Origin of the sequence: Sedimentibacter sp. B4 (assembly GCF_000309315.1) — a bacterium.
Classification (GTDB): domain Bacteria; phylum Bacillota; class Clostridia; order Tissierellales; family Sedimentibacteraceae; genus Sedimentibacter; species Sedimentibacter saalensis.
In genome coordinates this window covers 32,415-46,772 of record NZ_CANG01000044.1, presented here as the reverse complement: position 1 = coordinate 46,772, position 14,358 = coordinate 32,415, and the positions used below count along the sequence as shown (strand labels likewise).

Annotated in this window: 16 protein-coding genes; 1 reads left to right on the top strand and 15 read right to left on the bottom strand. The window is 33.9% G+C overall.

The features are described from left to right. The 4 genes from BN358_RS27500 to BN358_RS09105 form a co-directional block, all read right to left on the bottom strand. A partial coding sequence (locus BN358_RS27500) for a hypothetical protein (RefSeq protein WP_232233068.1) occupies window positions 1-766 on the bottom strand: 766 nt, incomplete at its 3' end. Between the two features lie 372 nt (window positions 767-1,138). Continuing rightward, the gene (locus BN358_RS09115; protein ID WP_019228937.1) at window positions 1,139-2,347 is read right to left on the bottom strand and encodes a bacterial transcriptional activator domain-containing protein; all 1,209 of its coding nucleotides are present in this window, start codon (window positions 2,345-2,347) and stop codon (window positions 1,139-1,141) included. Between the two features lie 118 nt (window positions 2,348-2,465). Beyond that, the gene (locus tag BN358_RS09110; protein WP_019228936.1) at window positions 2,466-4,343 is read right to left on the bottom strand and encodes an ATP-dependent helicase; all 1,878 of its coding nucleotides are present in this window, start codon (window positions 4,341-4,343) and stop codon (window positions 2,466-2,468) included. A 9-nt stretch (window positions 4,344-4,352) separates the two neighbouring features. Next, window positions 4,353-4,775, bottom strand: coding sequence for a C-GCAxxG-C-C family protein (locus BN358_RS09105; protein ID WP_019228935.1), 423 nt, complete (start codon window positions 4,773-4,775; stop codon window positions 4,353-4,355). A gap of 367 nt (window positions 4,776-5,142) precedes the next feature. Here BN358_RS09105 and BN358_RS09100 point away from each other — a divergent pair, with 367 nt between their 5' ends. Then, window positions 5,143-6,003: a hypothetical protein gene (locus BN358_RS09100; protein WP_019228933.1), complete on the top strand. Its 861-nt coding sequence runs from the start codon at window positions 5,143-5,145 to the stop codon at window positions 6,001-6,003. Between the two features lie 181 nt (window positions 6,004-6,184). On the opposite strand, the gene BN358_RS09095 is transcribed toward BN358_RS09100, so the two are convergent. The 11 genes from BN358_RS09095 to BN358_RS09045 form a co-directional block, all read right to left on the bottom strand. Continuing rightward, a complete protein-coding gene (locus BN358_RS09095; RefSeq protein ID WP_019228932.1) occupies window positions 6,185-6,532 on the bottom strand; it encodes a CD1247 N-terminal domain-containing protein in 348 nt (115 codons plus the stop codon). 10 nt (window positions 6,533-6,542) lie between these two features. Further along, the gene (gene efp / locus BN358_RS09090; protein ID WP_019228931.1) at window positions 6,543-7,100 is read right to left on the bottom strand and encodes an elongation factor P; all 558 of its coding nucleotides are present in this window, start codon (window positions 7,098-7,100) and stop codon (window positions 6,543-6,545) included. 47 nt (window positions 7,101-7,147) lie between these two features. Then, on the bottom strand, window positions 7,148-7,579 hold the full coding sequence (locus tag BN358_RS09085; RefSeq protein WP_019228930.1) for a prepilin-type N-terminal cleavage/methylation domain-containing protein: 432 nt from the start codon (window positions 7,577-7,579) through the stop codon (window positions 7,148-7,150). Window positions 7,580-7,718: 139 nt separating this feature from the next. Next, the gene (locus BN358_RS09080) at window positions 7,719-8,267 is read right to left on the bottom strand and encodes a PilW family protein (RefSeq protein ID WP_019228929.1); all 549 of its coding nucleotides are present in this window, start codon (window positions 8,265-8,267) and stop codon (window positions 7,719-7,721) included. A gap of 137 nt (window positions 8,268-8,404) precedes the next feature. Continuing rightward, window positions 8,405-8,953, bottom strand: a complete 549-nt coding sequence (locus BN358_RS09075) for a hypothetical protein (protein WP_019228928.1) — start codon at window positions 8,951-8,953, stop codon at window positions 8,405-8,407. A gap of 60 nt (window positions 8,954-9,013) precedes the next feature. After that, window positions 9,014-9,412 carry a prepilin-type N-terminal cleavage/methylation domain-containing protein gene (locus BN358_RS09070; protein ID WP_019228927.1) on the bottom strand — a complete coding sequence of 133 codons (399 nt, stop codon included), beginning with the start codon at window positions 9,410-9,412 and terminating at the stop codon, window positions 9,014-9,016. Continuing rightward, the gene (locus BN358_RS09065) at window positions 9,405-9,980 is read right to left on the bottom strand and encodes a hypothetical protein (protein WP_019228926.1); all 576 of its coding nucleotides are present in this window, start codon (window positions 9,978-9,980) and stop codon (window positions 9,405-9,407) included. The genes BN358_RS09070 and BN358_RS09065 overlap by 8 nt, the downstream gene beginning before the upstream one ends. Beyond that, entirely contained in the window at window positions 9,967-11,442 is a 1,476-nt protein-coding gene (locus tag BN358_RS09060) for a PilN domain-containing protein (protein ID WP_019228925.1), read from the bottom strand. The genes BN358_RS09065 and BN358_RS09060 overlap by 14 nt, the downstream gene beginning before the upstream one ends. Window positions 11,443-11,604: 162 nt before the next feature. Further along, window positions 11,605-12,342: an A24 family peptidase gene (locus tag BN358_RS09055; protein ID WP_019228924.1), complete on the bottom strand. Its 738-nt coding sequence runs from the start codon at window positions 12,340-12,342 to the stop codon at window positions 11,605-11,607. A 316-nt stretch (window positions 12,343-12,658) separates the two neighbouring features. After that, window positions 12,659-13,048, bottom strand: a complete 390-nt coding sequence (locus BN358_RS22320; RefSeq protein ID WP_019228923.1) for a type II secretion system protein — start codon at window positions 13,046-13,048, stop codon at window positions 12,659-12,661. An 88-nt stretch (window positions 13,049-13,136) separates the two neighbouring features. Continuing rightward, window positions 13,137-14,351, bottom strand: coding sequence for a type II secretion system F family protein (locus BN358_RS09045; protein ID WP_019228922.1), 1,215 nt, complete (start codon window positions 14,349-14,351; stop codon window positions 13,137-13,139). Window positions 14,352-14,358 lie beyond the last annotated feature (7 nt).

The window sequence follows — 14,358 nt, the reverse complement described above, 5'->3', positions numbered from 1 at the left end:
TTGGATCCGTTGGGTTTGTTGGGTCCGTTGGATCAGTTGGGTCTGTTGGGTCTGTTGGGTCCGTTGGATCCGTTGGATCCGTTGGATCCGTTGGGTCCGTTGGATCCGTTGGGTTTGTTGGGTCCGTTGGATCAGTTGGGTCTGTTGGGTCCGTTGGATCTGTTGGGTCCGTTGGATCTGTCGGGTCCGTTGGATCTGTCGGGTCCGTTGGGTCTTCCGGATCTATCGGATTTTCATTTGGCCTGTTAACTTTTATACCTATAAATTCATGCCCATTTCCATTTACATCAATTTGAATATTAAATGTATTGTTTAATGATAATTCTCCTAAATTTGCTATAACAAAATAATTTTTACCTGCAGAATCAGAATTCTTTTTTAAAGCATCGAATTCAAATCTTCCATGATCATTTGTCAGTATGAGTTTAGTAATATTAATATTACCATAAATTGCTGAACCTGTTACAGTCTTACTAAACCCTGAATTCTCAGAATATTCTACTGATTCAACCTGCTTTGGACTCATTACTGATACAGCTACATAAACTTCATCATCGTCATACCATATGGCATGAAGCTTTGATTGATTATTAGTTGAGCTTATTCCAAGTTCAGAATACACATCGCCATCCACATCAATTTCCATAGCTTCACTTGAAGAATCTCCACCTTTAGGTTTAGCGCTTACTATACTGCTTGGCATTACAGGCATAATCATCATAAATGCTATTATTGCACAAATTATTCTGTATAGATTTTTGTTCATTTTATAACCCCCTCGTCTAGTGTCAGTTTTATGTTCATTTATTTCATTTAAGCAACTTTTTATAAATCATTAACCGTACTTATTTTCTTCCAGTCTACATTTAAGTCTCCGTACAAGTTGCGGTTTTGTGTTTGCTTGATATTATTATACGTATTTGTAATTACATCTCAATTTTTTAGCAGTTTCATTTCAATTTCATTTCAATTACATTTTAATTACGCCAAAAAACGACAAAAAAACAGTCTTGAAAAAGACTGTTAGTCCATAGCTATTATGATTCTGAGCATTAATGAATTATATCCTAAGTTGAAATATGAGATTCTTCGGGCTGCGCCCTCAGAATGACAAAACAGCCTCCAAAGAGGCTGCAAATTATATCAAAGTATTTTCAGACACTAAGGGCTGAAAAATCATATTTATTTCATTTCCATTTATTTTCATATAACTTTTCATATTACTTGCAATTCTGTTTTCAATTATACTCACTCCGTCTCCCCTTACGTCATGGAGCATTATAAGTATCTGACTGTCGTTCCAGAATGTAAACACATCGCCCTTTCTCAGAGTAGTCTTCAGAAGCATTGCCCATTCCCTTGAAATATTTGCCAGTGACTCATGGCTGTGTAAACCTCTTTTATTGAAGTTAATAATGCAAAGATAGTCATACTCGTTATTTCTTATGGATTTTCTTTTCTGAAGATTGAACAGAAATTTAAAATACTCAAAATTACAGTGCATTGCACCATTTTCTGCAGCCTCTTCAAGCTGCATCTTTATAGAAGACAAATCAATATCTGTGTTTTTATGAGAATTGTTATGTATTTTTTTACGCAGATCCATAAACCTATTCGAAGGCTTTGCATCCATTTCTCTTTCCAACAGATTCAATGCATATTCATAATGGTTCATTGCGGCTTTTGATTGGCCAAGATTTAGCATGGCTTCCATAAGATTGATGTGGATTTCTTCTTCATAAGGCTCAGAAAGAAGAGCCTTTTCACACAATGCTATGATTTCTTCATTTTCCCCTTTTTCTTTTAAGAGTTCAAACAGCTTGGACAATGTTTTTAAATACAGCCTTTGATAATAGTTCCTTGTGGGAACCAGCCATACTTCATATGCATTGTCAGACAAATATAATCCCTTATAAAGGCTTATGGCCTCTTCATAAAACTCAATAGCACTGTTTGCATTTGCAGTTCGCTCTGCATCGCCCTTTAGAATCAGCCTTTCAAACTCGTCAATATCGACAACAGTATCTTCACCTATTTCAAGACAATAATACCCATTCGTGAAATTGATGTTGATATATTCCTCTGCATCAATACCATCCGGCAGCAGCATCTTGATTATTTTTCTCAATCTGAAAATCTGCGTTCTAAGCATGTTTTTAGGGTCGTCGGAATCGCTTTCAGACAACAAATTATCAATGATTGTATCCGGCAGCAGCTTTTTGTTTCTAAAAGTAAGAAAATATTCAAAAAGTTTGTATATTCTGTATGTGCGGCTGGATTCTTTTAGCATTGACTGTCCATTTGCTTTTATATCAAATTCTCCTAATGTATTAATGTAAAGTTTCATACTGTGTCCCCCAATTTTAGCCTTACAATTATATTACATTATATAATTATTTATTAATATTTTCAATAAAAAATAATCAATAAATTTACTTTTTATGGAAATTCTTAGACATTTTATGCTATGCATTGTTTTTTTTGTTTGATTGAATCAGTTCATTCACAAAAAGTGACGGCGCGCCTGGAACAATGATATTAAGCACTTTTTTTGCCCTTGTCATTCCCACGTAAAAAATTCGTCTTTCTTCTTCAAGAATTTTTTCATATTCTACTTCAGACATGTTTTTCTTTTCTGAAGGAAATTCACCGCTTATGTTGTCAATCATGTACACATGATCATATTCAAGTCCTTTGGCACTGTGAATAGTTGTAAGTGTCACATTGGCATTTTTGTTTTCAGAGGCATTTTTGATAACCTCCTGAAGGTTGTTGATTTTTTCTATAAATTCCTTGATGTTCTTGCAGTAGGAACCTATCTCCTCAAGTATCTCCAAAATGTGAAGAGAATTTGACATGTTATTTCGACCTTCCTCCTGCATTCTCTCCAGGTAATTTATATATTCCAGTTCCATTTTAATGAAGCGAATTGCATCCATTGGTCTTAATTTGTTCAAATAATTAATGTCAATTTTGAACTGATGTATTTTATCATATACGTAGTGATCAAAATATCTGTAGTTATCGAGAATATCAAAGACTGTAAGATCCTCTCTGGGACTGTCAGTTACAATCTTGCACATGCCTTTTGAAAAGTATGTGTAGCTTTTATAGTATATCCTTGAAAAGGCATCTCTGTCTTTAGGATTTAGAGCCAGATTTAAGAATGCCATGACATCATATAAAACCGGGTTGCTGAAGAATTTTGTTTTGTCTTCCTTAATATAAAAATCTATTTTATTTTCATTGAGATTGTTGGCCAAAATCATGGCAGACATGTTGTATCTGAACAAAATGCCAACAGTCTGGTCATTTGATGGTAAAAGTGCTTCAGTTATGAGTTTTGCCTGTTCAGCTCTATTTTTAACACGAATTATATTTATCTCATTTATTCTTTCATTATCTGTATTGATTGCTTTTTCATATCTTTTTTTATTTCTTTCTATGAAGTGCCTTGCACCTTCCACAATGTTTTTATCTGACCTGTAATTGTTGTTAAGATAAAAAACTTTGCCGTCCTTGTATATGTCCCTGAATTCTAGCATGAAATCCGGATAACTGCCCCTGAATGAATAAATTGCCTGGTCGTCATCTCCTACCATGAACAGGTTGTCATCCGTTATAAGCTTTATCAGTTCATGCTGTATCTTTGAAGTATCCTGCATTTCATCTATCTGCACATACTGGTAAGTATTTTTGATATAATCCCTGTAATAATCAGAGCCTTTGATAATTTTGTAAGCAAAAAGAAGCATATCATCAAAATCAATAAGCCTGTTTTTCGATTTGTACGCTCGATATGTTTCGTAAATGGTATCAAAACCTTTTATTTCTATGCCATAGTCTTTGTATTCAGCTGGATTTATCATCATGTTGTTTACAAAACCGATGGCTGATGACAAATTTTCAATTTCTTCATCGCTTACATAATTGAAATAAGATTTTGAATAATGAGATTTGAGTATTTCTCCAAGGATTTGATAACTGTTGGTCAACAGCTCAAAATCAATGCCTTTTCTATTGTAAAAGCTCTTCACAATTTTATAAGAAAAGGCATGAATAGTTGAAAATTCGGTTTTTGATTTATACACGCTGCCAAAATAAGATTGAAACCTGTTTTTCATGTCATTGGCTGCCATTTTTGAAAATGTAATTGTCAAAACTTTTCTGCTGCATTTGTTTTCATACAGCAATCGTCCGGCTCTGGCAATTGTCACGGTAGTCTTCCCCGAGCCAGCAGTTGAAAGCACAAGGGCATTTCCCTTATCAAATGAAGCAGCTTCCATTTGCTGACTGTTAAGATTTACTCCGTTAATTTCTTTTAAATAGTCATAGTATTCCATATTCACCTGTTAATCATTGATTACTCTTTCAAACACTTCTGCAGTTCTTATCTTCACAGGAGCACAGCCTTCTGTTTCACTTCTGTGATGAGCTTTGATATTTGCACAGTCCAAAGCACCAAATTCTTTTTCAAATTCAGCAACAAATTGTTTTGTTTTTTCTTTCATTTTGTCATTTGTTGTAGGTCGCTCTTCAGTATACATTAATCCAATTGCTGCTAAAGCTCCCAAAAGGGCTCCGCACGTGTTTTCTGTCTGAAAGCCTCCACCGAATGGGCATACAGCCTTAAAGAATCTTTCATCAAGTCCCAGGTTGTACTGTTCATCAGCGGCCATTAGCATTATCTCTGCACAGTTTTTGTGGTATAAGGGCTGTTCATCCAAAGGGTGTGCCAGTTCTTCTTTATTTAATTTATCAACAATATTCTTCATATGTCACTTCCTAGAAAAAGTAAATTAGCATGCTCATAAATGTGGTTATTATCATACCAAAGGCTAAAATGAAACATACGGCTCTTGTGAAGTTGCCTGCTCTTTTATATTTGTTCATTAGAATCCTCCAATTTTAAATGATATATATTATAACATATCAAATGAAATTTTAACAGCTTGAACTATAATTTTTATGTAGAAATTTATTTAAATTTTACATTCTAATATTTTACATTGCAATATTTTCATGTTGATATATAATTGATATATTGAAAATGTCAATAATTTATTAATTCAGACATATATCTGTTCCAATTTAATCAAAACATTAATTTCATTTCAGAATATTATTTGATAAGGACATATTATGATAAAACAAGTCAATCGTAGAAAATTTAAGATTTTATTATTTGCTGCCATCTTTATTTTCACTGCCGTTTCAATATCAGAAATGGTGATTGAGCCGAAGGGATACATCCATCCGGATTATCCAAAGGAAGACATAAATAGCATTTTGGAAAAAGAAACGATCTCTGAGGAAGACTACAAGTATCTTTTTTATCAGACAGGCCTAGGAAAAACAGCTGTAGATGAGCTAATGAAAAAATCTGATGGAAAATCTGAAATAATTAAGTTCCAGGAAATATTCTTCAGAGACAATGAAGTTCTTTGCGAACCCATAGGAATAATCACAAGTCAGGAATCCATTGTGAATGATGAAGGAAAGCCAATGTATGGATTTAACTTTGCGCCCTATGAAAACGGATATGTTCTCATAACAAAGGCAACCCATTCTCTTGGATGGCGCCATGGACATGCAGCCATAATAACAGATGCAGAAAGAGGCGAAACCCTGGAAGCAGTAATACTGGGAACTAACACAATGTTTCAAAACATCAACAAATGGAGAGTGTACCCTTCATTCATGATGCTTAAGTTGAAAGACACTTCCCAGGAAACATTGGATGAAATAGCAGAGTTTGCAAAAAACAATATGAATGATGTGCCATACGGTTTATTTGTTGGTTTATTGAGCAGCAAGAATCCTGTTCCTGAAAAACTCAAGAGCACCCAGTGCTCACATCTTGTGTGGTATCCGTTCATGCAGAAGGGATACGATGTTGACTATGACGGTTCATGGCTTGTAACACCAAAGGACATTGCCAACAGTGATTTGTTTGAAGTTGTTCAAATTTACGGAGTTGACCCTGCAGAAATCTGGCCGTAATATAAAAATTTGTGGTATTCTAAAATTCTCCGGGTCGTAGGGGCGGACTACTGTCCTCCCGTTGAACAACTGTACATTTATTCACTGCCATACGTAGGGGCGGACCTTGTGTCCGCCCGGGCTCGAGTATTGCACTAAAAAAGCATCTCCAAAATGGAAATGCTTTTTTTGCAAATTATTATTATTCTTCTTCGCAACCACAACCGCAATGATTTTCATCATCGAAGTCTTCATCAAATTCATCTTCGTCATCGAAATCGAAGTCATAATCATCATCATCGTAATCATCTTCATCGATTTCCATGTCACCGAACAATTCTTCTTCAACAGTTGATAAATCTTCATCTAATAAATCTAAGTACTCATTTACTTCATCTTGCTCTTCAACTATGTCACTCATACCGTCAGCTATTTCTTCGATAACATCCATCAACGCATTAAATAATTTGCCTTCTTTAGTGTCAGCCTTAACGTCTAAACCGTCAGCTAAACCTCTCAAATAAGAAATTTTTTCATACAAAAAATCCATATCTTACCTCCTAAACTCTTGATAGATATTCACCGGTTCTGGTGTCAATCTTCACTCTATCTCCTATCTCAACGAAAAGCGGTACGTTTATTTTAGCACCGGTTTCAGTTGTAGCAGGCTTAGTTGCTCCTTGTGCAGTATCTCCTTTAAATCCAGGCTCTGTTTCAGTTATTTCAAGTTCAACAAAGTTTGGCGCTGATACTTCAAATGGTTTGCCTTCATAGAATCTCATCTGTGCAAAATCATTTTCTTTCAAATATTTAATAGCTTCCTCAACTTGGTCATAGTTTAACGGAATTTGTTCAAATGATTCTGGATCCATGAAATAATACAATTGTCCATCATTATATAAATATTGCATATCTTTAGTTTCAATACGCGCCAGCGGAAATTTTTCTGTAGGGTTGAAAGTTTCCTCTCTTATAGCTCCTGAGATTATGTTTTTTAATTTAGCTCTAACAAAGGCAGCTCCCTTTCCAGGTTTAACATGTTGAAAATCTACTATCTGCCATAATCCATTATTCCAAGATATAGTAATACCCTTTTTAAAATCACTTGCTGTAATCATTGTTAGTGTCTCCTCCTTTATGTATATTATAACCAGCACATTGCTGCTTATTCTTTAATTATAGTTCTTCCTGTGGTTGGAACTATTGATACTTCTTTTTTTTCATTTGATTTGGTATCCAATATAGAAAATGTACCTGCATTAACAGGCATCCCTTCATATGTAAATCCGATTGAATTCATATTAACGTTGCTGTAGCTTATTTTATATCTTTTCTTGAATCTGACTGTCTTGACCGTGACAGTATCAACATCAACATTGTAATAGCCTTCAGCCACGTTTATTCGAATATTATACTCAGCTCCGGGTACTTTCATACTTTCCATCTGAATATATCTTACATCCATGGCAAATTCATTAGCCATCTTGTCCATATATGCAAAATCCATATCAAGCTTAGGGACAGCTAATGAAATCAAAATAATCAATATGAAAATTGTAACAATCGTTTCTATTAGGGTAAACCCGCTTTTACTCATAGTCCACCTAAAATATACCATAGCTTATTTTATAAATTAATTCAGTATTTGTCAATGTATTTATTTTATTGCAATGACTATTTATTTTTTTAAAATAACTACAATGAGCTGAACGGACTGTTAAAAATTTGCAATCACACTACTGAACAGAATTATTGTTTCTGAAACATACAACTTGCTCAGCTTTAAATGACTGATCTCCTTTTTCAAGAAACAGAGTGATTTTAAAAACCTTGACATTTATTAAACTATCGTTTTTCAATAGTGATATGTGCATTGCTTTAACATAATTACCAAGCTCCACAGTGGGATTTATGTCTTTATTTCCGCTGCCGTAACGAATATTTTTGTTTACAATTTGAAACACATAATTTTCACTTTCCCCATCACCAAATCTAAATGATATTTTGTCAGCAGGAAGCTCTAATTCTGCAGCTCTTACTGCTGTCATGGAATAGTAGTTCAGTGAATTTTTCATTAAGGAAATGCCTTCAGATTCCATTATTTTGTCCGACATGAAATTCAATATATATTGTGCCTGAAATTGCAGCTCTGCTTCATCATTTAATTCTTTGTATGTTTTTATGTTTACAACAAAAAAAGTTACTACCAATGAAGTAACCAAAGTGCTAAGTCCAAGAGTCACCAGAAGTTCTATCAGAGTAAAACCATTTTTGTTTTTTAACATAGTACACCTCTTCTAATACCATATAAATACTATGATTTTAGACTATACTGAAGCTGTCATCCTGAACGATAGTGAAGGATCTCATCTTTATTCCTTAGAATAACAATGTCAAAAATTTCTTTGTCAGCACTCTAAATTTAATTTACATTAATCCAATTATCAAACATAATATAATCAGAGGCATCAAAAATATTGCTTTTAACATTTGAATAAACAGGAACCAAGACTACTATATCAACTTCAACATGTTTTTCTATTTTATCTGTGCGATAGATTGATATTAAATGTGCAGTTAATCTATTTCCGGAAAAAATTAAATTCGGTTCTGCAATTTTAACCTTTGGATTAGAACTATTTTCAGCTCTATTTTTAAAATTGACAGTTACAAAATTCTTAAACTCAGCACAAAAAATACTTTCTGCCCCTCCTTCATCAAGAGGATACAAATTTAAATATTCTTCTGCTTCATCAATTGCTCTAGCAGCAGCTTCATCTATTAAAATATAGACGTCTGAAAAAGCTTCATTAAGACCGTCTTCTGCCTTATAAAATAGCTGTTTTGCCTCCGTGCTGTAATTCCTTATGTTGTACTGCATCATTGCTATATTCAAAATCGAAACACCCAGCGCCACTATTACAGTCATAGCAATAACTAGAAGCACCATTGTGGAACCCTTATTGTTCATACTTATTCTCCGAAATATTAATAATACTCCTTTCTGTCGTCCTACATTATAGAAGTATCATCAATAAAAAATTTTGCTTCCTTCAAGGATTTTTAACACTTGGGTGTCTTGTATGATTGAAATTTTTATTGAATAGACTATTCCTTCCCCTGCCTCTATTAATATTTCAGCTCCATAACTGCTTTCTGTTTCCGGCACAAGACATTCATACTTTCCTGTGCTGGAATTATAAGCATATTTTTGTGTATCAATTTCCCTCATTGCTTTAATTTCCTCCATATATGACTGCGCAAGCATGGAAGCTTTATACTCATTGCTGGCAGTATTGTTTATTTTAGCTGAAAATACAAACATTGACATAATAGGTGCAATCAATATACCCAGTATTGCCATTGTCACTACCAGTTCAACCAGTGTCATACCACAGTTATTTGAAATCCTTAACTTCATCCTATTCATAAGCTTCATCTATTTTCAAGGCATAAAAAACAAGTTCAATTGTTCCGTAAACTTCTTCATTGTCATTCATAACAACTCTGACATTGTTTATTGCTGCATAGGTCTTACCTCCTTGAATTTCATCAACAAATCTAAGCATGTTATTGTAAGAAGCTTTAAAAGAAATGGTGACAGCAGCTGAAATAATTCGGTCTTTTTCATTTTCTTCGGAAATTTCTGCTTCCATACTATTTAAATTTGAATATTCCAAAAAATCAATCGAAGACGCTTCAATTGAACAGCTTGATAGATATTCGTTTAATATTGTTAATATTTGTTCCTGCCTGATATTTGCCATGATATTAATGCTGTTGGCTTCATCGCTGATGTCTCTAAGCCTTTCCTCATACATCTTTTTGTTTTTTATATTTTCACACATATTTTCATAGTCTACAATGATTTTGGTATGTTCATCATCAGTCAGGCTAAAAATACTGTACGCTGCTGATACATTGTCTTTTGCCGTGAAAAGCAAAATTGTAGACAATGCAATAAAAATTGCTATTTTAATATATTTATTGTTCTTCATAATCAACACCCTTCAAATAACAAGTAACTGCATAAGTAAATTTTGATACTTCCCCTTCTTTATTAACTTCTACATTTGTCATTTTAACATTGTCTACAAATTCAATTTTTCTCAAATTTTCTACAAACAATGCGACGTTTTTTAAAGAAATTGACTCACAATTTATCTCCACATTATTTGCATCGGCAAAAAAAGATTTTATTTTTGTGCCATTTGCAGCACAGTCTTTTATTTTTTCAAACAGATTAGAGCTAATTAAATTGTCAAGTCTTGATTTCTCCTTTGCTTCACCAGCCATGACTACATAATTTTCAAGAAACACGGTCTTTTTTTTGATGTTTTCTATTTCATTGTTCAATAAAATATTATCATCATTGCTAAGAAATACCTTCTTTGAATATGCTTCATTTTTCAATATGCTTGTCTTAAAATAATAATTCAAAAAATTATACGAAAACCCTAGAGCTGTTATAAGAATTGCTGACATAACAGCTACTCCAACAGCAAACCTATATTTCATTTTCTCCTTTTTTTCTGTTAAGAAATCAATATGATTTTTATCAAAATAAAATGAAGCAGTCAAATTAAAATAATCATAGAATTCATCTTTTATCTCTGGTCCATGTTCTAGAACACATGGCATTTCTCTAATAACTTCAACTTCTATACCTAAGTCAGATAAATTTTCCTTAAATTCATCACTTAAGGATTCTCCAATCAGATATATTTTTTCAATAATGTTGTCCTTACTTAATGAAGTGTAATATTTCATGTATTTACGAATTCCATCAAAACACTTTAACAGCAAAGTGTCTTCATGATCATATTCTGTTATTCTGAAAAGCTCAGTAATGCCTTTGTGAGCTATACTAAGACACACGTTTGATTTACCGCCATTTATGACTGCTACTATGTCTTTTTTTACACCATATTCATTTATATTTTCATTTAAAATGTAATTTGTGAAATTTGATGAAATATCCATTGCTGCTAAGTCCAGTTTTAACCTTTCAGAGATTTCTATATATCCCTCATACATTTTCAATGGCATGCCATATACTGTGTATCTGGCCTTTTTAACGCCTTCACTCATGAATATTTCAGATATTTTGTACATGATTTTATATTGATTAATATAAGATGGCTGCATCTCCTGAAGTTTGAATTTAATCATGGATCTTGTTTCCTTGCTGTTCTTTACATATGGAAGTTCCAATTTTCTTATAAATACTGAATTTGAATTAATGAGAAACATAGCTTTCTTATGCTTAACAGAATTTCCAAGTATCTTCTTGAGAACTTCTGAAACTTTATGTAAATCTTTAGGTATTCCGTCTGATAAAATGCTGTAAGGTAAATCTATTTCAGCTTTTCTGAAAATGTGAAGTATCTCCCCTTTTCTTCTGCCTTCAATAAATTTAATACTATGGTCGCTAAATTCAATAGCTAGTATTTTTGACATGGCTATCACCTATCTTACAAATTTTATCATCATGTGTTAAGCGATAATCTCACACAGAATCAGGTATACAGGTGGCAATTATTGGTTTTTTGTCATCCTGAGCGTTAGCAAAGGATCTCTCTTTTGTTCTGCGACTAGAATGACATATTCAAAGCACCTGAATTACCAAATCCATTTTAAATAAACATTTATTAATTCATTGCCGCAAAAAATATACAGCAATGCTGCCATACATATAAATGGCCCAAAAGGAATTTTATCCTTCATGCTTTTAAATTTTAATGCTATCAACCCAGAACAAACCAAAGCACCAATGAGAAATGAAAATACTGTTATGAATAATACCCCTTTTACTCCAAAAATAAGTCCAAGGGCCATCATGAGCTTTATGTCTCCGCCACCCATGGCACCGGTGAAAAATGATAACATTGAAAAAATTAAAAATCCAACTGCTGCTCCTATGAACTTATCCCAAATTAAACTGTTGTCATAAATAATAATGCTGACTCCTATTACAGCACCAACTATATTCAGACTATCAGGTATTATCATGTACTTTATATCTATCAAACTTTCAGTTATCAGCAAACTTACCAAAATACAATAAACAGCACCATAAAAACTCCAGCCGTATTTCAAGGCAACCATTAAATAAAATGCACCATTCAAAATTTCAATTATGGGATATTGCACTGAATATGAAGCATTGCAATATTTGCATCTCCCTTTGTTTGCAATGTAATTGACAACAGGTATCATATCCTTGAAGTAAAGCCTGTGACCGCAGCTGCTGCATGACGAAGGTGGATTGATAATTGAAACCCCTTCCGGTATCCTGAAAATACACACATTCAAAAATGAACCAATTACTAATCCATAAATGAAAACCATCGCTAACATAAAAACCTCGATTTATTAGTATATAGTTTGGTTATATGCGGGAGAGCAGTAGCTCTCCCCTACAATCCGGGATTCCAAATTCGTTCGCCAATCGCCAATATTTGCAATTACATTCCATATGGCATATGTGACTCCAATTTCACTGCAATTCCTCAATTACCAACACGTAATGTCGGATATGCAATTCCGCAATTATCAACACGTAGGGGCGGACCTCGTGTCCGCCCGGGGTTTGATTAAAATTTGTTATCTGCGGGAGAGCACAAGACTCTCCCCTACAATCCGGGATTTCAAGTTCATCGTAAATATTAGTATTTTATTTTGGATACATTTGTTCTAAAGCTGTGGTTGTAGCATTTGTTGCCTCCACAATTACTTCTCCATTTAAACCCTCAGTAAATTCTATTGTACCTTCATTTCCATTAAAGTCTTTTGATACAAAATCAATCTTCGTTGTTTTCAACATACCCTGCAGCGCTTCTACTGTAGCTGCCTCGTTTAATGTTGTAGTCGTATTTCCATCATTCACCAAGTACAACTCCGCTGCCTTTCCCAGCATTGCTGCTGTAGCATAATCAGCTTCAAGTTTTGCATCTTCCTGCACGCCTAAAAACCTCGGTACTGCAATTGCAGAAATTACAGCAAGAACAGCCATTACAACAATCAGTTCCACTAGGGTGAAACCTTTTTCATTCTTCCTCTTCATAAAAGCTCTCCTTATTTTATTATTAATATTCCTTCATAAAATAGCGCGCATATTTCTCAGGAAAATTAATTCAACTATAAAAAATCAGCTAGTATTGTACTGTATTGACCATATCAAACATTGGAGTTATCATGGCCAGCATTATGAATCCAATAATTGCTGCCATCAACACAATCATAACCGGCTCAATGAGTGCAACCAATTTCTGAATAGAATTTTCAACTTCTTCATCATAAAAATCTGCAGTCTTGTTAAGGACATCTTCAAGTTCTCCTGATTCCTCACCTATTTTAATCATGTTATGGACCATTGGTGGAAATATGTTGTATTGCTCAATAGAAAAAGAAAGAGAGGATCCTTTTCTAACATCCTCTCTCACACACAAAATAAGTCTCTTAATTTTTTCATTTCCAACAATCGTAGACACAGCCTCAAGACCGGAAATAAGCGGCACACCGCTTTCAACCAGCGTTGACAATGTTCTTGAAAACCTGGTTGCAGCCAGTTTAACCTTCAACCCTTTATACAAAGGAAATCTAAGCTTGAAGTTGTCAATTTTATATCGTACATTTTCATTTTTCATCAATCTGATTATAAACAGTACAGTACCTAATAAAGCAAGTGCAATGAACTGCCAGTAATTTTGAAGCCCTCTGCTGATCTTAAGCATTATCCTTGTCACATATGGCAAAGCAACTCCTGAACTTTGGTATAAATCAACAAAAGTTGGCATTACATACATAAGCAAAAATATGACAACAACAGTTGCAACAACAGCCAATACAATTGGATATGTCATTGCAGATTTCACTTTGCTTTCAGTCTTGTATTCTTTTCCATATTGAACAGCAAGCCGTCCCATTACCAGTTCAATATTTCCACTCATTTCACCAGCACGAACCATTGAAAGAAACATTGCAGGGAATATTTTTTTGTTGCTGTCAACTGCTTCAGAAAATGTGCTGCCTGTCAAAAGTTTATTATGCATATTTTTAAGCACTGTGCAAAAATTTTTATCTTCTGTCTGCATGCTTAATATTTCAATGCATTTCTCTATAGCAATTCCTGATTTGAGCATAGAATTCATCTGCCTGCAAAACATGGAAAGTTCCTTGAGTTTTATTTTGCGCGAGTTTTGCGCTATATGAACCCTCTCTGACAATTTTTTGTGACTTTTTATCTCAGTAACTATGAAATTATTTTTTCTTAATTCAGCAAGAATGTCTTCTTCAGAGAATGCATCAACCTTTATTAAATGTCTTTCTCCGGAACTGTTGAACACCCTGCATTTGTACAAAGTCATTTCTTCC